Raw genomic sequence first — 21,149 nt, 5'->3', positions numbered from 1 at the left:
CGTGTCGACATGCGGGCACGAAACCCGTGCTTACGCTTACGGCGGCGGACGTTGGGCTGATACGTGCGTTTCACAGGAAGCTCTCTCGGTCGACGGTTCGGGGCCGCAACGTGCGGGCACGGGTGCGTCAGTATAGATGAGGTCTCCGCTCCCCGACTTATCCACAAGCGTCGGGCGGTGCCGGCAGAACGAAAGTGCTGCATCGGTGCCGGAGACGTTGTCCAGCAAGGCTCTCGCGAACAAGTTGTCCACAGCTGTGGACATCCATGTGGACGGAGCGAAAGTCCTGCAAAATGGTGGTTTATCGCGTCCCTGTGCCGTGCGCTCTTGGGGTTGGAGTCGGTCCGAGACGCTGCTATGCTCGCCCTCCCGACGCACGATCCGAGAGGAGCCCCCAGAGGGTGGAACACACCACCGAGCCGACTGCCGAACGCCTGTGGGACGACGTCTCGAGCCGGCTGCAGGAGGCCCTGAACGAAACGACGTACGCGACGTGGTTCGGCGCTGCGTCAGCGGGAGACCTCGACGACGATGCATTCTCGCTCGTCGTCCCGAACGATTTCACGCGCGAATGGATCGAGGGTCACTTCCTCGGCTTCGTCAAAGCAGCCGCGCGTGACGCCCTCGGGCGTGACATCCGCGTCACGCTCACCGTTCGCGACCCCGGCGCGGATGCGGCCGAGTCACAACCAGAGGTTTCGGCAGGACGGGGCGCCGACCGCGTGGCAGCGAGCGCGCCGACACCCGCCACCTCGAGCCCGAAGTACACCTTCGACGGATTCGTGATCGGGTCTTCGAATCGCTTTGCCCACGCTGCAGCCCTCGCCGTTGCCGAGGCACCCGCCCAGGCCTACAACCCGTTGTTCATCTACGGCGGCACCGGGCTCGGAAAGACCCACCTTCTGCAGGCGATCGGCCAGTACGTAAGCGAGCACACGAAGGGTTCGACGACGCGATACGTGACGAGCGAGACCTTCATGAACGACTTCATCAACTCGCTTCGAGACAAGCGTATCGAGGGATTCAAGCAGCGGTACCGCACCTACGACGTCCTCCTCGTCGACGACATTCAGTTCTTCGAGGGGAAGGAGCGCATCCAGGAGGAGTTCTTCCATACCTTCAACTCGCTCTACGAGGCGGGCCGGCAGATCGTGATCTCGTCCGACCGTCCCCCAAAGGAGATCGCGACGCTCGAGGAGCGCCTGCGATCGCGGTTCGAATGGGGGCTGATCACAGACATTCAGCCGCCCGACCTCGAGACGAGGATCGCAATCCTCCGCAAGAAGGTGACGACCGACAGGATCGAGATCGCCGACCCGGAGGTGATCACGTTCATCGCGAGCCGCGTTTCGACGAACATCCGCGAGCTCGAGGGCGCGCTCACACGCGTCGTCGCCTTCTCGTCCCTCACCGGTCGGGAGCTCACGGTCGAGCTCGCCGAGCAGGTACTGCGTGACCTTTTCCCCGACGGCGATGCGATCCCGGCGGTTACGATCACCCTTATCCAGGAGGCTGTCTCCGACCGGTTCGGCCTCTCCGTGATAGAGCTCTGTAGCCAGCGGCGATCCCAGGCCGTTGCCTACCCGAGACAGGTCGCCATGTATCTCTCGCGAGAGCTCACGGACGCCTCTCTACCAAAGATCGGCAAGGAATTCGGCGGGCGCGACCACACCACCGTGATCCATGCCACATCAAAAATTACGCGCCTGATTTCTGAGGATAGATCTGTGTACAACCTCGTCCAGGACCTCACAGCACGGATCAAACAGACCCGGTGATCTGTGGGACCCGTATCGCGTTCACCCTGCCCCTGTGGGACCCGTCCCCGTTCTCCACGAGTGGACCCACAGCCTCAAACGGGATCACAGAGCGGTTCTGGGCTGTCCTCCCCGTCATTCACACTCCTATGTACTACTACAAGAGGTTCTTTAAATGATTAGTGAAGTAGACGTAACGGTCGGTTCGGGCCTCAAAGTCACCTGCGATCGGGATCAGCTCGTGTCGACCCTCGCCACGGTTTCTCGCGTCGTCTCATCGCGCGGCTCGGTTCAGGTTCTCTCAGGCGTCCTTTTGCGCCCCGACGGAGACCGTCTCGAGCTCGCCGCCACAGACATGGAACTTTCGCTCCGAACAACGCTCGCCGCAACGGTGGAAGGTGACAGCGCGGTTGTCGTGCCAGGGAAGCTCCTCGTCGACCTGGCACGACTGCTCCCGGCGCCAGAGGTGACGATCGAGTATCGGCCCGACGAAGGCGTCGCTCACATCTCGAGCGGAAGCTACTCCTCGAAGCTGAATGTCTTCGCAGCCGAGGACTTCCCGAGGCTGCCCGTGATCGACCCGGCGCGCCACACGATCGCGACGCCGTCGTTGCTCGAGACGGTCGAGCGGGTCGCGCGGTCGGCGTCCAAGGACGAGTCGCGCCCGGTCCTGACCGGCATCCAGGTCCGCTTCGAGGGCAAGAAGCTCTTCATGGCGGCGACGGACTCCTACCGCCTGTCGTTCAAGGAAACGGAGCTCGAGACGGAAGGCCCCGAGCTCGAGGCGATCATTCCCGCACGCGCTCTTGCCGAGCTCTCGCGGATCGCCGCGGGTACGGAGACGGTCGAGCTCGGCGTGAACGAGAACACGGTGGTCTTCGGCACGGGCGATACATGGCTGACCACTCGCCGCATCGACGGCCAGTTCCCTGACGTCAGCCGCCTGCTTCCGGAGTCGTTCGAGATCGAGGTGGATCTCCCGCGTGCGGAGCTCCGCGACGTCGTGCGACGCGCCGCCGTGATGGCACTCCGCAACGCACCGCTGCGACTCCGCTTCGCCGAGGGTGAGCTGACGATCTCGGCTCAGAGCCAGGATGTCGGCGAGACCCACGAGTCGTTGCCGGCGGCGTACACGGGCGAGCCGCTCGAGATCGGCTTCAACGCCGAGTTCCTTGCCGAGGGAGTCGAGTCGGTACGGGGGGACACCGTGCGAATGAAGTTGATCAACCCACTCCGCGCCGGCCTGATCACGTCCGCCGACGAGTCGTTCTGGTACCTGATCATGCCGATCAGGCTCGCAGGCTGATCGTCACCTCGGTCACGCTCCGCGACTTCCGGTCGTACGCCCGGCTCGAACTTTCACTCGAGCCGGGCCTCGTCCTCGTGACCGGCGCCAACGGTGCGGGGAAGACGAACCTGCTCGAATCGCTCCACGTCGGAACCCAGGGATTCTCGCCGCGCTCGCGCTCCGATACGCAGCTGATCCGACAGGGCGCGAGCGCCGCAAGGATCGAGCTCACGGGCACCCGTGGCCCGACGGCGGTCGTCGTCTCCGTGGGCCTCAGCGCGAGCGAGCCCCGTCGAGCCACACTCGACGGGGCCACCCTCCGGTCGACAGAGCAGCTTCGGGCGGAGCTAGCGACGCTCGTATTCACGCCCGACCGCCTCGTCATCGTGAAGGGGGGCCCTGCCGCACGCCGCGCGTACATCGACCGTTCGCTCGCTCGCCTCTACCCGGCTCGCGCCCACGTTGCGATCGACTACGCGACGGCCGTCGGACAGCGCAATGCTGCCCTGAGGCGCGTCGCACTGGGTCTCTCCGACCGCGAAGTGGTCTCGCCGTGGACGGCCCAGGTGGCCGACCTCGGCGCGATCCTGACGGCCTCGCGCGGCGACGTGATCGAGCTTCTCCAACCCGGGTTTGCGGAGCGAGCGGCAGAGCTCGGTCTCGCCGACGCGTCGCTCGGCTACGACGCGGAGCTACCCACGATCGAGTCGCTAGAGACGCGTCTCGAGCGGGACATCGAGCGGGGCACGACCGGCGCCGGACCGCACCTCGACGAGATCGCCGTACGCTCTGGCGAACGGGACCTGCGGACGTTCGGCTCGCAGGGAGAGCAGCGTCTGGCCGTTCTCGCGCTGTTGCTGGCCGAGGCCGAGCTGATCGCGGCGCGGCGGCGTGTGCCGCCGCTGCTGTTGCTCGACGACGCACTCTCCGAGCTCGACGAGCGGCGCCGGCGCATCCTGAGTGAGCGCATCGGGACCGCCGGGCAGACGATCGTCACCGCCACGGGCGCGGAGGCCCTTCCACTCGCCCCGGCCCAGCTTCTCAGGGTGACTCCTGGCCGCGTCGAGGTCACCTGATGGAGCGGCTCGAGGGGTCGTTGCGCGGAGCACTGAAGGGCGCCGGCGTTCCGGATGCAGGCGCCCTCGCCGATGTCGTTCGCGTCTGGCCCGCCGCGGTCGGGGACGCGATTGCAAGGGCCGCCTGGCCACAGCGGATCGCCCGCGACGGAACGCTCCTCGTCGCCGCCGTATCGTCGAGCTGGGCGTTCGAGCTCGGCCTGCTCGCGGAGGACATCGTTGCGAAGCTTGCGACAGCGGTGGGGGAAGGGGCTCCGACCGCGATCAAGTTCAGCCCCGGCCCGGTCCCTTCGCCTGCCGCCCCCGCGAGTGGCGCGACAGCCACGAGGGCGCCGGAGGTCGATGACGCAACCCGGCTTCTCGCAGAAGAGCTCACCCGCGAGATGACGGACGAGGAGCTCCGCTCGACGATCGCGCGAGCCGCCGCAGCAAGCCTCGCAAAGGCCGCCGCCAGCCGCCGTTTCTGATAGACTGTTGTGATCCACAAAAAGCCCTATTTGCAGGGCTTTTCTGCTGAGTAAAGGGGATACCACCCGCGTGACCGAGACGGATTACACCGCGAAGGACATCACGGTCCTGGAGGGCCTCGAGCCGGTACGGCTCCGCCCCGGGATGTACATCGGATCGACCGGTTTGAGAGGCCTTCACCATCTCGTCTACGAGGTCGTGGACAACGCCGTTGACGAGGCGCTCGCCGGTCGCAACGACTACGTCGATGTGACGATCCACCCCGACGACTCGATCACGGTCGTCGATGCGGGCCGCGGCATTCCGGTTGACATGATCGAGGAGCAGGGGCTCCCGGCGCTCACGGTCGTGCTCACGAAGCTCCACGCGGGCGGAAAGTTCGGTGGCGAGGGCTATAAGGTCTCCGGCGGCCTCCACGGCGTCGGCGTCTCGGTCGTGAATGCGCTTTCGGAATGGCTCGTCGCCGAGGTTCGCCGCGACGGGATCCTCTACCGGCAGGCGTTCGCCCGCGGTGTGCCGCAGGGTGACATGGAAGAAGTGGGGCCGGCGGAGGGCACCGGAACGTCGATCTCGTTCTTTCCGGACAGAGAGATCTTCGAGGAGACGGACTTCTCGGCGTCCACCCTTGCGCAGCGCCTGCGGGAGACGGCATTCCTCACGCGCGGCCTGCGGATCGTGCTGCGTGACGAGCGGCCCGCGGGCACCATCCAGGAGTTCCACTACGAGGGCGGGATCCGCGACTTCGTCTCGTACGTCAACGAGGCGAAGGACACCGTGCACAAGCACGTCATCTACTTCGAAGGCGAGACCGAGCAGGGCGCGGTCGAGGTGGCGATGCAGTGGAACTCGTCGTACGTCGAGTCGGTGTTCTCGTTCGCGAACAACATCAACACGACCGAGGGAGGCACCCACCTCTCGGGGTTCAAGGCGGCGCTCACGGGCACGCTCAACAAATACGCGCGCGACAAGGGGCTCCTGAAGGAGAAGGAAGACAACCTCGAGGGCGAGGACGTTCGCGAGGGCCTCGCCACCGTGATCTCGGTCAAACTTCGCGATCCCCAGTTCGAGGGCCAGACGAAGACGAAACTCGGCAACCCGGGCGTCAAGGGTCTCGTCGAGCAGAGCGTGAACCAGGGGCTCGCGGAGTTCCTCGAGGAGAACCCGGCGGAGGCGCGACAGATCATCACGAAGGCCCTCTCGGCTTCACGCGCCCGCCAGGCGGCCAAGAAGGCGCGCGAGCTGACGCGACGCAAGAGCGCTCTCGAGAACTCGTCGCTTCCCGGCAAGCTGGCCGACTGCTCGCTCAAGGACGCAGACCTCTGCGAGCTCTACATCGTCGAGGGAGACAGCGCCGGCGGCTCCGCCAAGCAGGCCCGCGACCGCACCTATCAGGCCATCCTGCCGCTCCGCGGGAAGATCATCAACAGCGAGAAGAACCGGATCAACAAGGTGCTCTCGAACACCGAGATCCAGGCAATGATCACCGCGATCGGGACGGGCTTCGGTGACGAGTTCACGATCGAGAACATCCGCTACGGGCGGATCATCGTGATGACGGACGCCGATGTCGACGGTGCCCACATCCGGACGCTGATCCTCACCTTCATCTACCGCACGATGCGCGAGCTCGTCGAGCGCGGTCACATCTACATCGCCGTGCCACCGCTCTACCACGTGAAGCTCGGGAACCAGGAGCACTACTTCGAGAAGGACAGCCAGCTCGAGGAGCTGCTCGTTCGCGAGCGCGTCAAGGACATCACGATCACGTCGCGGGACGGCGAGGATGTCTCCCTCACGGAGGCGCGGTACCAGCGCTTTACACGGGCGCTCTCCGACCTCGAGGCGTGGCAGGCGAAGCTCGAGAGCGAGTATCCGACGGCCGCACGCTTCGTGATTGCGCATCGCCTCGTCGAGACGGCCGCGCTCAACGCCGAGGATGCGGAGACCGCGATCAAGGCGATCCCGGACAACGGCTATCAGCTCTCGGTGACAGAACGGCTCGAGGACAGGCTCAGCGTCAAGATCGTCGAGACGGAGACAAGCGCTGCGACGCACCTCGACCTTCCGGCCGGCCTCTTCGGATCGGCCTCCTACGCCAGCCTCAAGCGGGCCTATGAGAAGCTCGCTGAGATCGTCGGCCTCCCCGGCTTCGAACTCACCTACGGGAAGAAGTCCGCCACCGCCGAGAGCTACGCCGAGCTCCGTCAGGCGACGCTCGATCTTGCCAAGGAGGGCATGACGATCAGCCGCTTCAAGGGTCTCGGCGAGATGAACCCGGAGCAGTTGTGGGAGACGACGATGGATCCCGCCCGCAGGATGCTCCTCAAGGTCGAGGTCGACGACGCGGCCGCCGCCGACCAGGTCTTCTCGATGCTGATGGGCGACCAGGTCGAGCCGCGCCGCGTCTTCATCGAACAGAACGCAAAGGATGTGAAGTTCCTCGATGTTTGACTTCGTCAGACGATAAATGGGGCATTCGGGACCTCGTCGGGTCTCCGGTAACGCCGTCGGCCTCTTCCCGCAGCCGATCGCGGACGAACGCACTACGTTCCGAATGCACTATCTAGGTCTTACCCCTAGGAGGGAAAGACCTTGAGTGATGCAATCGAGCCTCTCGGCGTCGGCCGGGTCGAGCCGCGCGAGCTCGAGCTCGAAATGCGCACGAGCTTCCTCGATTACGCGATGTCCGTCATCGTCAGTCGCGCTCTCCCGGATGTCCGGGACGGGTTGAAGCCTGTCCATCGCCGCGTCCTCTGGGGTATGCACGACGCCGGCGTCCAGCCGAACCGTCCCTACAAGAAGTCCGCCTCGATCGTCGGCGACGTCATGGGTCGCTACCACCCGCACGGCGACCAGGCGATCTACGACACCCTCGTCCGCATGGCACAGCCGTTCTCGCTGCGCTATCCGCTCGTCGACGGGCAGGGCAACTTCGGTTCGCTCGACGACGACCCGCCGGCCACGATGCGCTACACCGAGTGTCGGCTCACGCGTCTTGCCACGGAGATGTTGCGCGACATCGACATGGACACCGTCGATTTCGGGCCGAACTACGACGAGTCACGCAAGGAGCCGTTGGCCCTGCCGGCGCGCTTCCCGAACCTGCTCGTGAACGGCTCCTCGGGAATTGCAGTGGGCATGGCGACGAACATGCCACCCCACAATCTCGGTGAGACGATTGACGCAGTCGTGCAGCTGATCGACAAGCCCGAAGCGAACGTCGACGATCTGATGAAGCATCTCCATGGGCCTGACTTCCCGACGGGCGCGATCGTCGTCGGCCGCTCCGGGATCCGCGATGCCTATCGCACCGGCCGCGGCCGCATCGTCATGCGCGCGCGCGCGCATATCGAGGAGCTGCGAGGCGGCAAGAGCGCGATCATCGTCACGGAGCTGCCCTACGGCGTGAAGAAGGGCGGCGACAGCGGCGTGATCAAGAAGATCGCCGACCTCGTCCACGAGAAGGTGATCACGGAGGTCTCGGATCTCGCCGATCACTCCGACCGTTCCGGGATGCGGATCCAGATCGAGCTGAAGCGGGACGCCATCCCCCAGGTGGCGTTGAACAAACTGTTCAAGCACACGGCGCTTCAGTCGACCTTCGGCTACAACGCCGTTGCGCTCGCCGACGGCGTGCCGCGGGTGATGTCGCTGCTCGAGATCGTGCGCCACTACCTGGAGTTCCAGCGCGAGGTCGTGATACGCCGCTCCAAGTTCGAGCTCCGCCAGAACGAGAAGCGCGCCCACGTTCTCAAGGGCTACCTCATCGCGCTCGACAATCTGGACGCGGTGATCGCGCTCATCCGCGGCTCCGACGACACCGATGCCGCCCGCACCGGACTGATGAGCAACTTCGGTCTCTCGGAAATCCAGGCTCAGGCGATCCTCGACCTCCGCCTCGCCCGCCTGACAGGGCTCGCCCGCAAGGAGATCGAGGCCGAGTTCGCGGACCTGCAAGAGCGCATCGCAGAGCTGCGCGCGATCCTGGGTGAGCCTGCCCGTGTCGATGCCCTGATCCGCGAGGAGCTTCTCGAGATCAAGCAGGCCTACGGCCGCACCGACGAGCGTCGAACCGAGATCGTCATGGGCGAGGACTCGCTCGAGCTCGAGGACATGATCGCCGAGGAGGACATGGTCATCGCGATCACCCGCTCCGGCTACATCAAGCGTCTCCCGGTCACGACCTACCGGGAGCAGCGCCGCGGAGGGATCGGCGTCATGGGCATGGACATGAAGGAAGAGGACTACATCGAGCATCTCTTCGTCGCGTCGACCCATGACTACATCCTCTTCTTCACGAGCGTCGGCAAGGTCTACCGGCTCAAGGTGCACGAGCTGCCGCTCGGCTCCCGCCAGTCGAAGGGCCGCGCCATCGTGAACCTCCTCCCGTTCCGGCAGGACGAGCTCGTCCGCGCGGTCATCGCAACGCGTGACTACAAGGAGTCCAAGTTCCTCGTCTTCGCCACGAGGAAGGGCGTGATCAAGAAGACCACGTTCCTCGAGTACAACACGCCGCTGAAGGCGGACGGGATCATTGCCCTGAGGATGCGAGAGAACGACGAGCTGATCGGCGTCCGGCTCTCGGATGGAGACAACGACATCCTCATGGTCTCTCGCCTCGGCCAGGCCGTGCGGTTCCATGAGAGCGACGTGCGGCCGATGGGCCGTCCTGCATCCGGTGTAGCGGGCATGAAGCTCCGAGGCGACGACGAGGTGATCGAGGTAGACATTGCCTCGGACGACGCCGACCTGCTCGTCGTGACCGAGAACGGCTGGGGCAAACGCACCCGTGTCTCGGAGTACCCGGTCAAGGGCCGCGGCACGATGGGCGTCAAGACGGCGCAGCTCGTCGCGGGCAAGGGCCATCTTGCCGGCGCTCGCATCGTGCGTGAGGGCTACCAGGTGATGCTGATCTCCGACGCCGGCACCGTCATCAGGATGGCCGTCGACGGAATCAAGCGATCCGGCCGCGCAACCCAGGGCGTGATCGTGACGCGGCTACGCGACGGCGAGCACGTCTCGACGCTGGCGCCGGTCGTCGGGTCTGACGACGACGAGCCCATCAAGCTCACCTCCGACGCTCCCGCGGGGGACGAGCCCGCCACGGACCTGTTGTCCGCTGATCTCGACGACGCGGACGACGCGGACGAAGACGCGTAGGGCGACGCCGGCCGCATGAGGGCCTGGCGTCGTTACGAGCGACGCCCCCGGCGTCTAACTCGTCTCGGGGCAGCTCGAGCGTCGCGGCGCCACCGGGCTTCCGTGGCCGCGGGCTGCGCGGCTCACCTACCAGCGTCCTACCGCGCCTTACGATTTCCCGCCTTCACCTCCGGCCAGCTTCGACAGCGCCGTCAGCAGGTCGATCGGGATGGGGAAGACGATCGTCGAATTGTTGTTAGAGCCGATCTCGAGCAGCGTCTGCAGATAACGCAGCTGCACGGTGATCGGCTCCTGCGCCATCACTGCAGCAGCGTCCTTCAACCGTTCGGACGCCTGGAACTCGCCCTCGGCGGAGATCACCTTCGCGCGCCGCTCGCGCTCGGCCTCGGCCTGCCGTGCCATCGCTCGCTGCATGTCGCTCGGGATCTCGACGTCTTTGACCTCCACGACGGAGACCTTGATGCCCCAGGGCGAGGTGGCGTCGTCGATGATCGTCTGCAGAATCGCGTTGATCTTGTCGCGCTCCGATAGGAGCTCGTCGAGGACGTGCTGGCCGAGCACCGATCGCAACGTCGTCTGCGCGATCTGGGACGTGGCGTTCATGTAGTTCTCGACCTGGACGATCGCCGCCTTCGGCTCGACGATCCTGAAGTAGGCGACGGCATTCACGCGCACGGGGACGTTGTCCTTGGTGATCACTTCCTGCGGTGGGACGTTCAGGGTTACCGTGCGCAGCTCGACCTTCTCCATCTTGTCCACGAACGGGATCAGGAGAAAGAGCCCAGGCCCCTTCGGCTCGGGTAGGAGCCGCCCGAGTCGGAAGATGACACCCCGCTCGTACTCGCGCGCGATCTTCACGGTGGCTGACAGCAGGATCAGCAGCAGGACGGCGACGACTGCGCCGACGATGAGAGCGGTATTCACGATGTGTCCCTTCGTTGAGCGGAGAGTTCTGCTGGGAGCGATCCGACCGAGATCGGGCTGCGAACGGGAAGTTCCCGCACATGCGGTGATCGCACGACAGTAAGGATTCTATCAGGGTGACGCCGAAATCCTTGTGGAGGGCGGCAGACTCAGCCACCCTAGAACCAGCCGTGAAGCTTCTCGTCGCCACCATCACCGTGCTCGCCGCGCTCGCGATCCCCGCAGTCGGGAACGCGGGCACGACCTCGATCTCGTATCGCTCGCTTGCCGTCGCGGGTAGCGGCGACCGCGCCATCGCCGTAAAGCCGTTCGATCTCGTTGGCGTCCGCTGGCGCGGCCCCGGTTCCGTTCGGTTCCAGGCTCGGGCGGCAGACGGCACGTGGGGTCCCTGGCTCGACGGGATCGTTGAAGGAGACGACCAGCCCGATTTCGGTACGGGTGAGGGCACGAGTTCCACCGGCTGGCGTCTCGGGAATCCGACCTGGGTGGGGCCGTCGACGGCGATCCGCACGAGAGTCACAGGCCGGGTCACGGCTCTTCGGGCCTCGTTCGTCCGCAGCCCCGAGCGAATGGTGCCTCTCAGAGCGCTCGCCGTCGCGGGCGCCCCCGCAATCGTTCCGCGCAGCGCCTGGGGAGCGGACGAGACGATTCGGGGAGGAGCTCCTGACTACGCGCCGAGCGTTCGCTTCGCGATCGTCCACCACACGGCAGGCCCGAACGACTACTCCCCGGCGCAGGCCGCGGCGATCATGCGCGGCATCCAGACCTACCACGTCAAGTCGAACGGGTGGAACGACATCGGCTACAACTTCCTCGTCGACCGCTATGGCACGGTGTACGAAGGGCGATACGGCGGCATCGACAGGAACGTGATCGGCGCCCACGCGCGCGGCTTCAACACGGGGGCGGTCGGCGTCGCGGTGATCGGCACGTTCGGCACTTCCGCGATCCCGCCCGCAGCCTCGCGGTCGCTCGAGAAGCTGCTCGCCTGGCGCCTCGACCTCGCCCACGTCGACCCCCAGGCTGCTGTCGCCGTCGTCTCGGGCGGCAGCGAGCGCTACCTCCCGGGCGTACCGGTCACGCTCCGAGCCGTATCCGGCCATCGCGATACGGGCCAGACGAGCTGCCCGGGCGATCAGCTCTACGGACAGCTGGGAAGCATCGCGGCCAGGACATTCGCGCTCGGCTTGCCGAAGATCTTCGAGCCGACGGCCACCGGAAGCCTTGGCGGTGCGGTGCGGTTCCGGGCGCGAGTCTCCGCCACCCAAGCTTGGCGCGTGGTCGTCGTTGACGCACTCGGCACCGAGATTGGCTCCCAGATCGGGAAGGGTCCCGCTCTGGACTGGACGTGGGACGCCGCTCTGATCACCGGCACGGGAATCCGGTGGCGGATCGAGGTCGGGGGTGCAACGCCTGCAACGGGCAGTTTCGGCAAGCCGACAACGGGTGGCCCGCTCGCACTCACTGATGTCGCTGCAGATCCGGCGACGTTCACCCCGAACGGAGACGGGTTCGCGGATACGACGACGATCACGTACACGATCTCGACAGCGGCAACGGTGTCGGCCGCCCTGCTCGGTGCGGCGGGTGACGTGCTCGCGGAGGTGCTCCCGGCAACCCGCCAGACGGCAGGCTCGCACACGCTGACGTTCGACGGTCTCGGACAGCCGGACGGCGCCTATCGGATTGCGCTTACGGCGACCGACCCGCGCGGAGTAGTAGCGACCGCGGAGCTCGAGATCGTGATCACGCGCACGTTCGGATCGCCCTCGCTCATGCCCGCCGTCTTCTCCCCGAACGGCGACGGGAAGGGTGATCAGCTCAGAGTCGGGTTCGTGCTCACCGCCCCCGCCACCGTCCGACTTCGCGTCCTCCGTGACGGCAAGTGGGTTGCGACGCTCGCCAACACGAGCTTTGCTGCCGGGAAGCAGACGGTCACCTGGGACGGGACAAAGCGGGTCGGCGTCGCACCGGACGGCCAGTACACGGCCGTGATCGACGCGACCGACGGCGTCGGGACCGCGACCACCGCGCTGCCGTTTCTCCGCGACGCGAACGCTCCAAAACTGCGGCTCGCCCTGAAGCCCGCTCGCATCTGGGTCTCGGAGGCGGCCACGCTGACGGCACGCGTGAATGGATCGATTCGACGGCTCGAAGCACCGGCGCCCGGCTATCTGACGCTCGGCGGTGTCAAGCGTGTCAGCACGCTTGTCGCCATCGCCCGTGACGCTGCCGGGAACCGCAGCGCCGCCCTCCGTTACCCGTAGGGGTTGCCGACCCAGGGGCCTGGACGCCACGCCGGGACAGTAGACTCGCCTGGTGCAACCGTCTCGACGTTCACGGAGTCGAATCGGCGCTCCGCTTCGGCCGGAGCCCCAACTCACGTATGAGCGACTCAGCGATCCGATTCTCGTGACTCGTGCGAAGGACGGAGATGTGAGAGCCCTGGAGGTGCTCTGTGAGCGTCATGCGCCACGCGTCGGGCGCCTCGCTCACCACGTGCTCGGCGACCCGGAGGATGCGCGTGACGCAGCCCAGGAGGCCCTGGCCAAGCTATGTGTCAAGCTCGGTCAGTTCCGTGGTGAGGCGGCGTTCTCGACCTGGCTCCACCGTCTGACCCTGAATGCCTGCCGTGACGTGGCGCTGCGTCGGAGCGCGAGGAGCCACGCTCCTCTCGAGGACGATTTCCGTGCCGCGGAGGGTCCGACGCCGGACCGCGAGGCGGAACTCTCCGAGCTTCGGGCCGACCTCCGCGATGGCCTCGCGACCCTGCCCGTCGCGCAGGCGCATGTTCTCGTCCTCAAGGATGCCCTTGGCTTCTCGTTCGAGGAGATCTCTGCCTCGTCCGGGATGCCCGTCGGCACCGCCAAGTGCTACGCCCACAGGGCGCGCACGACGATGCGCGACCTGCTCGAGGAAGGAGCCGCAGCGTGACGCCGACAGCCCCATTCGGCAAGGACGTGATCGAGAGCATCCTGCCGCACCGTGACCCCTTCCTTCTGCTCGACGAGGTGATCGAGCTCGTTCCCGGGAAGAAAGTCGTCGCAACGCGGCTTGTCCGTGCGGACGACTGGTGGTTCCCCGGGCATTTTCCGGAGCGGCCGGTGATGCCGGGCGTGCTCATCGTCGAGGCGATGGCCCAGGCGGGCGCCGTGGCCGTGCTCGTGGAGGAGGACAACCGTGGCAAGATTGCGTTCTTCGCGGGAATCGACGACTGCCGGTTCAAGCGTGTTGTCACACCCGGTGAGACGCTGACGCTCACCTGTGAGATCGACGTGATGCGCGGACCGATCGGGCGCGGGAAGGCAACAGCGACGGTCGACGGCGCGCTCGCCGTACGGGGAACTCTGACTTTTGCGGTCGAGCGATGATCGGTTCCACCGCGGGTCAGCGCATCGGGATCACCGGCCTCGGGACGAATGTCCCCGAGACGGTGATGACGAACGACGATATGGCTCGGTTCGTCGACACCTCGGACGAGTGGATTCGCGAGCGCACCGGTATCCGCGAGCGCCGCATCGCCTCACAGGACGAGGCCCTCACGGACATCGCTCTCCCTGCGGTGCGCGAGGCCCTGGCAGAGGCGCGAGCAGATGCGTCCGAGATCGATCTTCTGATCTGCGCCACCGTGACCCCCGACATGCTGTTCCCGACCGCGTCCGCCCTGATGGCCGACACGCTCGGGATGCGGAACGCGGCTGCGTACGACCTGCTCGCAGGCTGCACCGGATTCATGTATGCGATCGCCCAAGCGTACGGGATGCTTGCATCGGGCCTCTCGAAGAAGGCGCTCGTCGTCGGCGGCGACCTGCTGTCGAAGGTGCTCGATTGGGAGGATCGCTCCACTGTCGTTCTCTTCGGCGACGGCGCCGGAGCGGTGGTCATGGAGCCGGTGACGACGGGCGGATTCCTCGGCTTCGAGCTCGGCGCCGACGGCGGCGGCGGCATCCATCTCTGCTATCCGGGCAGCGGCTCACGCCACTACGAAGGCCCGAAGCCCGCGCTCATCATGAACGGTCGCGAGGTCTTCAAGTTCGCGACGCGCGTGATGGTCACTTCGGCCAATGCGGTGCTCGAGCAGTGCGATAAGACGATCGACGAGGTCGATGTCTACGTTCCGCACCAGGCGAACAAGCGCATCATCGATTACGCCGTCGGCAAGCTCGGGATCGCACCCGAGAAGACGGTCGTCAACGTCGATCGGTACGGAAACACGTCGTCCGGGTCGATCCCGCTCGCGCTCGCCGACGCACGCGCCGAGGGGCGCCTCACGGACGGCGCGCTCGTCTTGATGACGGGGATGGGTGCCGGGCTCACGTGGGGCTCGGCGTTGATCGAGTGGAGAAGTTCTGCCTAGGCAGAACTTCCTAGATGGTGACGCGTTTGGTCGGCGCACAGGAGGAGCTCGTGACGCTTGAGTACAAGCCATTGACCGAAGGGAAGGATCACATGAGCAAGGTTGCGTTTTGCTTTCCGGGTCAGGGAGCGCTCGAGGCGGGTATGGGACGGGAGCTCGCCGAGGCCGTTCCGGCTGCGATGGACGTCTATCGCGCCGGGAGCGAGGCCTCCGGCCTCGACCTCCAGAAGCTCTGCTTCGACACTCCGCTCGAGGAGCTCGTCGACACCGAGGTGCAACAGCCCGCGTTGATCGCGACATCACTCGCGATTCTGGCCGCCATCCGCGCCGAGGGGCTCGAGCCGGATGTCGTCGTTGGCCACTCGGTGGGGGAGTTCGCAGCGCTTGCTTCGGTTTCCGCGATGGGGACGGGCGAGGCGATCGGCTTTGTTCGTGAGCGGGGGCTCGCAATGGCCGAGGCGGCCCGCTTGCATCCGGGCTCGATGGCGGCGATCCTCGGCCTCGAGGACGAGGTGGTCGAGGAGCTCTGCAGTCGGATCGAAGGAGTGTGGCCGGCGAACTACAACTGCCCTGGCCAGATCGTCGTCTCCGGCGAGAACGCCGCAGTCGATCGGCTCTGCGCCGAGGCCGAGTCCATCGGGGCGCGCAGGGCAATCAAGCTGAAGGTGTCCGGGGCGTTCCACAGCCCGCTCGTCGAGCGTGCGGCAGAGCGGCTGCGGCCGGCGATCGAGACGATCCGCTTCCACGACCCGATCGCGCCTTTCATGTCGACCGTCACCGCCCACGTCGAGCCCGCAACGCGGTTCGCAGCGATTCTCGTCGAGCAGCTGACCGCGCCCGTGAGGTTCACGCAGGCTGCGCGGGAGCTTGTTCAGGACGGTGTCACCACGTTCGTCGAGGTCGGGCCCGGCAACGTTCTCTCCGGACTGATCAAGCGCATCGACAGGAGTGTCCGAGCGATCTCCGTCAATGATCTTGCGAGCCTGGAGAAGGCACGCGAGGTGCTCTCGACATGAGCGCCTTCTGCTCCCTCGAGGGAAAGGCCGCGCTCGTCACCGGCGCCTCGCGCGGGATCGGCCGCGCGATCGCCGAAGAGCTGGCTGCAGCCGGAGCATCGGTCGTCGTCGGCTACCGGTCGGGCGAGCAGGAGGCCGAAGAGGTCGCGGCGGCGATCGGCGGGCGCGCAGTGCGCGCCGATGTCTCCGATCCGGCATCCGCGCTCGCGCTCGTCGAGAGCGCGGGCGACATCGACATCCTCGTCAACAACGCGGGCCTGACACGTGATGGGCTGCTTGCGCGCATGAGTGACGACGACTGGCACACGGTGATCCAGACGAACCTCTCCTCGGTCTTCTACACCTGTCGTGCAGTCACGCGGCCGATGATGAAGAAGCGCTCGGGCTCCATCGTCAACGTCTCATCAATCGTCGGTGTCCACGGCAACGGGGGCCAGACGAACTACGCGGCATCGAAGGCGGGGATCATCGGGTTCACCAAGTCCCTGGCTCGTGAGCTCGGCAGCCGCAACGTCAGGGCGAATGTCGTCGCGCCGGGTTACATCACGACTCAGCTCACAGACGTTCTCCCCGAGGAGGCGACCGAGGCGATGCGGCAACAGACGCCGCTCGGCCGGCTCGGTGCGCCGGACGACGTCGCGAGCGCCGTACGATTCCTCTGTTCCGACCAGGCGTCATTCGTCACGGGCGAGGTGCTGCTCGTCGACGGTGGCCTCGGCATGTAGCCTGCTTCCCCGTGGAGACGAGCAACGGACAGCGGAGAGTCGTCGTGACCGGGATCGGTGCCGTCAGTTCCCTGGGTAACACGGCCGAGGAGACCTGGTCCAACCTGATCGCGGGAAAGTCGGGCGCCGGGCCGATCACACAGTTCGACACGAGCGACTATGCGGTGCACTTCGCGTGTGAGGTCAGGGATCTCGAGATCACCGACTACATGGACTACAAGGCGTCGCGCCGGATGGATCGGTTCACGCATCTTGCGCTCGCCGCAGCCCGTCAGGCCGAGTCCGACTCCGGGCTCGTGATAGGCCCGATCGCCGAGCGTGTCGGCGCCGCCGTTGCCACCGGCATCGGAGGGTTGAAGTCGTTCGAGACGTGCGTCAACCAGTTGAACGACCGTGGCCCCGACCGAGTAAACCCGTTCTCGATCGTCCAGATCATCCCGAACCTCGCGGCAGGCTGGGTCTCCATCGAGCTCGGAACGCGTGGCCCCTTGCTCTCGCAGTGCACGGCGTGTGCAGCGTCGAACATGGCGATTGGCGACGGGATGGACGCGATCCGGCTCGGTCGCGCCGACGTGATGATCTGTGGAGGTACGGAAGCGCCCGTGACGAGTGTGAGCATCGCTGGTTTCGCGGCCATGCGCGCGATTTCGAGGCGGAACGACGACCCCGAGCGGGGCTCGCGACCGTTCGACGGTGAGCGCGACGGCTTCGTCATGGGCGAGGCGGCGGGCATGGTAGTGATCGAGGAGCTCGAGCACGCGAAGGCGCGTGGCGCGAAGATCTACGCCGAGCTCATCGGTTACGGCGTCTCGTCCGACGCGAACCACGTCTCAGACCCGGATCCGACGGGAGAGAACCCGGCAAGGGCTCTCAAGATGGCGTTCGCCGACGCCGGGATCGAGGCGGAGGACGTCGGCTACGTCAACGCCCACGGCACCTCGACTCCCTCAGGGGACTCGGGGGAGACGCGAGTGCTGAAAGTCGCGCTTGGCGAAGACAAGGCCTATCGAACCCCGATCTCCTCCACCAAGGGGGCGACGGGCCACTGTCTCGGTGCAGCCGGAGCGATGGAGGCGATCTTCACCATCCTCGCGCTCGAGCGTGGGATCCTGCCGCCGACGATCAATCAGACGACCCCCGACCCGACGTGTGACCTCGACTACATCCCAAACGAGGCCCGCCACGAGCAGGTCGAGATCGGCGTCTCGAACTCCTTTGGCTTCGGTGGGCACAACGCGTGCCTCGTCTTCCGCCGCTGGCACGACGAGCCGTAGCGGCCTCGTGGACCTCCGTCGGCGCCCTCGATATCGCGACCCTCGTCCGAGGCGAAGACAGGCAACGCCCCTAGACTTGCCGTCGTGGAACTCCGCCGCCCCCACCGGACAGCTGACTTCGCCGAGGTTCTCTCTCTCATGCAGGCCTGCGACCGCGCGATCTACGGCGATACCGACTGGACAGAGCAGGAGCTGCGCGAGGAGTGGGAGGGGCTCGACCTCGAGCAGAACGTGTGGGTTGCTATCGACGGCGACTCGATCGCCGGAGTCATGCACCTCTCGGAGATTCGCGAGGGCAGAATCAGCACCGACGGCTACGTGCATCCTGCGTACACCGGTCGCGGTGGCGGCGCGCTCCTCCTCGATGCCGTCGAGACGCGAGCCCGCGCCCTCGAGCCCGGACTTGCGCCCGGACGCCGCGTCTACCTCGAGTCGGCGCATCTGTATGGCGACATCCGCGCACCCTTGCTCTTCTCGGGAAAGGGGTTCGAGCACGTCCGGACGTTCTTCCGGATGATTCGATCATCGAACGGTCGCGAGCCCACGCCGGAGCTTCCGGACGATCTGAGCTTCAGGCCGTTTGACGCGGATCTCCACGGGCCGGCCGTCCACGCGGCCTTCGAGGAAGCCTTCGTGAGCGAGTGGGGCCACGAGCCGCAGACGTACTCGGAGTGGCGGGAAGCGAAGATCACGACGCTTGCGCGTTTCGATCCCGAGCTCGTTGTGGTCGTCTGGGACGGTGATGAGGTTGCAGGACTCTCGGTCAACTACGACAAGCGCATGGGGGACTGGGGATGGATCGGAAACCTCGCGGTTCGGCCCGCATGGCGACGCCGCGGCCTCGGCCTCGTCTTGCTCCAGGAGAGCTTCCGTCGCTTCGCCGAGCGCGGGGAGAATACCGTTGCGCTCGGGGTGGATAGCGAGAACCCGACAGGCGCCACGCGCCTCTACGAGCGCGCCGGCATGGATGTCCTCTGGCGCGCCGACGTCTGGCAGAAGGAGCTTCGAGCCGGTGACTGAGCTCGTCGTGCCGTCGTCAGCCGATGCCGAGCGGATCACTTGAGCACCCTGCGCGCGCGCTGCCCGGATTGCAGGACACTGACGGCGGTCGCCTTCGACGACGAGTATCAGTGCCACAGCTGCGGGCGCGAGTTCGCCGCCGGCCTCGTCCGCGTCCCGCGGGCGTGGGGGAGCGGCGGCGAGTCGATGGCCGCCGCCGCAACGATCCCGTTGCCCTTTCCCGAGGCGGCCGTGATCGAGGAGGACTCGCTGGAGGAGCAGGTGGCGGTGCACATGCGCAACCTGCCCGCACGAGCGCTCGTACTCGGCGGCTGCTGCTGCTCGCACATCGGCGCGATCCGCGGCTTCGCTGCGCGCCGCGGGCGGCTCGCAGTCGTGTGGGTCGACGCTCACGGCGACCTCAACACGCCCGAGACCTCGCCGTCCGGAAACGAATGGGGGATGCCGTTGCGGATGGCGCTCGACGCGGGGGCCGTTGCTCCAAGCGACGTCGCGCACGTCTGGGCCCGGAGCCTCGATCCACCGGAGGTCGCATACATGGAGCAGATGGGAATCGACGCCGACCTCGACCGCGCGCTCGATGGCTGTAATCGGGTCTACGTCGCGTTCGACTGCGACGTTCTTCGTCCTGGCGCGCTCGACGTCTTCATGCCGGAACCGGGCGGGCCGACGCTTGCCGACGCCGAGGCGCTCCTGCGCGACGTCGCCGCGAAACGCCCCCTTGCCGGGCTCGGCCTGACCGGTCTTGGCGAGCGTGCTGACCCCGAGATCCTGATCCGACTCGCCCGCGCCGCCGGACTGTAACCGTCCGGGCGAAGCGCGGGTCTAAGATGGCGTAGATGTCCGCCACCGACAAGATCGATGTCTCGATCGAGCACAAGCGGGCCACTCTCGACGACGGGACGGCGAAGAAGCACCCAAACACCTGTCCCGGGTGTGGATCCCACTACCGTGACGACGAGCTGCAGGAACACCTCCGGGTCTGCCCGCAATGTGGGCACCACTTCGCCGTTCGCGGTCTCGAGCGGATCAGGCAGCTCTCCGATCCATCGAGCTTCGTCGAGGACGAGAGTGCGCTGCGCTCGGGCGATCCTCTCGAGTTCTTCGACCTCAAGCCGTACACGGAGCGGCTCGCGGAGGCGGAGGTTGCGACGGGCCTCGGTGATGCGATGATCACCGGCACGGCGCGGATCGAGCTCCTTCCGTGCCGGCTCGCTGTGATGGACTTCTCCTTCATGGGCGGCTCGATGGGGAGCGTCGTCGGCGAAAAGTTCGCCCGGGCCTGCGATCATGCCGCCGAAGACGGCCTTCCGCTCGTTTCCGTGTCGTCGTCGGGAGGCGCGCGGATGCAGGAAGGGATCCTCGCCCTCATGCAGCTGCCGAAGACGATCTGCGCCCTCGAAGATCTTCACGAAGCGGGCGGCGTGATGATCTCCGTTCTCGCGCACCCGACGACGGGCGGCCTGCTCGCCAGCTTCGCCTCGCTCGGTGACGTCCTCATCGCGGAACCGGGCGCGCTGATGTCGTTCGCCGGCCCGCGGGTCGTTGCACAGACGACACGCGAGAAGCTTCCCGAGGACTTCGGTCTCGCCGAGTCAAATCTTCGCTTCGGCCACATCGACCGGATCGTGCCGCGTGGGGAGCTGCGGCCGGTGCTTGCGCAGCTCCTGCGGCTCTTCGGGAGCAAGCCGTGACGAACGACGCCGAGCTCGGGCTCCGCGACCGTCTCGCCAAGCTGAGCGGGGTCAAGCTCCTCCGCGGGACGCAGCTGTCCGCCGAGCTCGAGCGCCTGCAACGGCAGCTCGAGCGACTCAAGGACGACACGTCCGACGAGGAGATCTGGAAGCGCGTCGAGTTGGCCCGCCATCAGGATCGCCCGTACTCGCTCGACTACATAGAGAGGATTCTCGACGACTTCTTCGAGCTCCACGGCGACCGCGGCCGGATGGACGACCATGCGATCGTCGCAGGGATCGGCAAGCTCGAGGGACGAACGATTGCCGTGCTCGGCCACCAGAAGGGCCGCGACCTGAAAGAGCGCACGAGGCGTAACTTCGGCATGGCGTACCCGGAGGGCTACCGGA

The 21,149-nt window shown here is 66.3% G+C and carries 18 protein-coding genes and 1 pseudogene; 17 read left to right on the top strand and 2 right to left on the bottom strand.

Annotated features, from left to right (window positions below; all coding sequences use genetic code 11):
* Positions 1–74 (bottom strand): 50S ribosomal protein L34 (rpmH, locus tag ABIR74_RS06035; RefSeq protein WP_348175911.1); only part of this gene is annotated, 74 nt, incomplete at its 3' end.
* Positions 75–401: 327 nt separating this feature from the next.
* Between rpmH and dnaA the strand changes: the two genes are divergently transcribed.
* The 6 genes from dnaA to gyrA all read left to right on the top strand — a co-directional run bounded on the left by dnaA (position 402) and on the right by gyrA (position 9,749).
* A complete protein-coding gene (gene dnaA / locus ABIR74_RS06030; RefSeq protein ID WP_348175905.1) occupies positions 402–1,778 on the top strand; it encodes a chromosomal replication initiator protein DnaA in 1,377 nt (458 codons plus the stop codon).
* A 154-nt stretch (positions 1,779–1,932) separates the two neighbouring features.
* Complete coding sequence (gene dnaN, locus ABIR74_RS06025) at positions 1,933–3,063, top strand: DNA polymerase III subunit beta (RefSeq protein WP_348175903.1); 1,131 nt, start codon at positions 1,933–1,935, stop codon at positions 3,061–3,063.
* Positions 3,027–4,121, top strand: a complete 1,095-nt coding sequence (recF, locus tag ABIR74_RS06020; RefSeq protein ID WP_348175909.1) for a DNA replication and repair protein RecF — start codon at positions 3,027–3,029, stop codon at positions 4,119–4,121. Before dnaN ends, recF begins: the two co-directional genes overlap by 37 nt.
* Positions 4,121–4,588 (top strand): DUF721 domain-containing protein, encoded by a 468-nt coding sequence (locus tag ABIR74_RS06015; RefSeq protein ID WP_348175901.1) that lies wholly within the window; start codon positions 4,121–4,123, stop codon positions 4,586–4,588. The genes recF and ABIR74_RS06015 overlap by 1 nt, the downstream gene beginning before the upstream one ends.
* A 70-nt stretch (positions 4,589–4,658) precedes the next feature.
* Positions 4,659–7,040, top strand: coding sequence for a DNA topoisomerase (ATP-hydrolyzing) subunit B (gyrB, locus tag ABIR74_RS06010; protein ID WP_348175899.1), 2,382 nt, complete (start codon positions 4,659–4,661; stop codon positions 7,038–7,040).
* Positions 7,041–7,181: 141 nt separating this feature from the next.
* The gene (gyrA, locus tag ABIR74_RS06005) at positions 7,182–9,749 is read left to right on the top strand and encodes a DNA gyrase subunit A (RefSeq protein ID WP_348175898.1); all 2,568 of its coding nucleotides are present in this window, start codon (positions 7,182–7,184) and stop codon (positions 9,747–9,749) included.
* Between the two features lie 147 nt (positions 9,750–9,896).
* Here gyrA and ABIR74_RS06000 read toward each other — a convergent pair whose 3' ends face one another.
* Positions 9,897–10,676 carry a slipin family protein gene (locus tag ABIR74_RS06000; RefSeq protein ID WP_348175907.1) on the bottom strand — a complete coding sequence of 260 codons (780 nt, stop codon included), beginning with the start codon at positions 10,674–10,676 and terminating at the stop codon, positions 9,897–9,899.
* A gap of 167 nt (positions 10,677–10,843) precedes the next feature.
* Here ABIR74_RS06000 and ABIR74_RS05995 point away from each other — a divergent pair, with 167 nt between their 5' ends.
* The 11 genes and pseudogenes from ABIR74_RS05995 to ABIR74_RS05945 form a co-directional block, all read left to right on the top strand.
* Positions 10,844–12,940: an N-acetylmuramoyl-L-alanine amidase gene (locus ABIR74_RS05995; protein ID WP_348175896.1), complete on the top strand. Its 2,097-nt coding sequence runs from the start codon at positions 10,844–10,846 to the stop codon at positions 12,938–12,940.
* Positions 12,941–13,109: 169 nt separating this feature from the next.
* Positions 13,110–13,607, top strand: a complete 498-nt coding sequence (locus ABIR74_RS05990) for a sigma-70 family RNA polymerase sigma factor (RefSeq protein WP_348175894.1) — start codon at positions 13,110–13,112, stop codon at positions 13,605–13,607.
* On the top strand, positions 13,604–14,044 hold the full coding sequence (fabZ, locus tag ABIR74_RS05985) for a 3-hydroxyacyl-ACP dehydratase FabZ (protein WP_348175892.1): 441 nt from the start codon (positions 13,604–13,606) through the stop codon (positions 14,042–14,044). Before ABIR74_RS05990 ends, fabZ begins: the two co-directional genes overlap by 4 nt.
* Positions 14,041–15,030, top strand: coding sequence for a beta-ketoacyl-ACP synthase III (locus ABIR74_RS05980; RefSeq protein ID WP_348175891.1), 990 nt, complete (start codon positions 14,041–14,043; stop codon positions 15,028–15,030). Before fabZ ends, ABIR74_RS05980 begins: the two co-directional genes overlap by 4 nt.
* 14 nt (positions 15,031–15,044) lie before the next feature.
* Entirely contained in the window at positions 15,045–16,046 is a 1,002-nt protein-coding gene (fabD, locus tag ABIR74_RS05975) for an ACP S-malonyltransferase (RefSeq protein ID WP_348175889.1), read from the top strand.
* Positions 16,043–16,771, top strand: coding sequence for a 3-oxoacyl-[acyl-carrier-protein] reductase (gene fabG, locus ABIR74_RS05970; protein WP_348175887.1), 729 nt, complete (start codon positions 16,043–16,045; stop codon positions 16,769–16,771). The genes fabD and fabG overlap by 4 nt, the downstream gene beginning before the upstream one ends.
* Before the next feature lie 11 nt (positions 16,772–16,782).
* Positions 16,783–18,045, top strand: a complete 1,263-nt coding sequence (gene fabF / locus ABIR74_RS05965) for a beta-ketoacyl-ACP synthase II (RefSeq protein WP_348175885.1) — start codon at positions 16,783–16,785, stop codon at positions 18,043–18,045.
* A gap of 84 nt (positions 18,046–18,129) precedes the next feature.
* On the top strand, positions 18,130–19,065 hold the full coding sequence (locus ABIR74_RS05960; protein WP_348175884.1) for a GNAT family N-acetyltransferase: 936 nt from the start codon (positions 18,130–18,132) through the stop codon (positions 19,063–19,065).
* Between the two features lie 39 nt (positions 19,066–19,104).
* Positions 19,105–19,869, top strand: a complete 765-nt coding sequence (locus ABIR74_RS05955; RefSeq protein ID WP_348175882.1) for an arginase family protein — start codon at positions 19,105–19,107, stop codon at positions 19,867–19,869.
* Positions 19,870–19,904: 35 nt separating this feature from the next.
* Positions 19,905–20,759 carry an acetyl-CoA carboxylase carboxyltransferase subunit beta gene (locus ABIR74_RS05950; RefSeq protein ID WP_348175881.1) on the top strand — a complete coding sequence of 285 codons (855 nt, stop codon included), beginning with the start codon at positions 19,905–19,907 and terminating at the stop codon, positions 20,757–20,759.
* Positions 20,756–21,149: pseudogene (locus ABIR74_RS05945) on the top strand (acetyl-CoA carboxylase carboxyl transferase subunit alpha); the annotation flags it as partial. The gene ABIR74_RS05950 and the pseudogene ABIR74_RS05945, both read left to right, overlap by 4 nt.

Source organism: Gaiella sp. (assembly GCF_039915195.1).
Lineage (GTDB): Bacteria > Actinomycetota > Thermoleophilia > Gaiellales > Gaiellaceae > Gaiella.
The sequence above is the reverse complement of the archived record's forward strand: the minus strand, read 5'-3'. Positions and strand labels throughout refer to the sequence as shown.

Excerpts from the sequence above, each read along its gene's own strand:
- ABIR74_RS05950 (WP_348175881.1), top strand. The coding sequence starts at position 19,905 with ATGTCCGCCACCGACAAGATCGATGTCTCGATCGAGCACAAGCGGGCC.
- dnaN (WP_348175903.1), top strand. The coding sequence starts at position 1,933 with ATGATTAGTGAAGTAGACGTAACGGTCGGTTCGGGCCTCAAAGTCACC.
- ABIR74_RS06015 (WP_348175901.1), top strand. The coding sequence starts at position 4,121 with ATGGAGCGGCTCGAGGGGTCGTTGCGCGGAGCACTGAAGGGCGCCGGC.
- fabD (WP_348175889.1), top strand. The coding sequence starts at position 15,045 with ATGGTGACGCGTTTGGTCGGCGCACAGGAGGAGCTCGTGACGCTTGAG.
- ABIR74_RS05980 (WP_348175891.1), top strand. The coding sequence starts at position 14,041 with ATGATCGGTTCCACCGCGGGTCAGCGCATCGGGATCACCGGCCTCGGG.
- fabG (WP_348175887.1), top strand. The coding sequence starts at position 16,043 with ATGAGCGCCTTCTGCTCCCTCGAGGGAAAGGCCGCGCTCGTCACCGGC.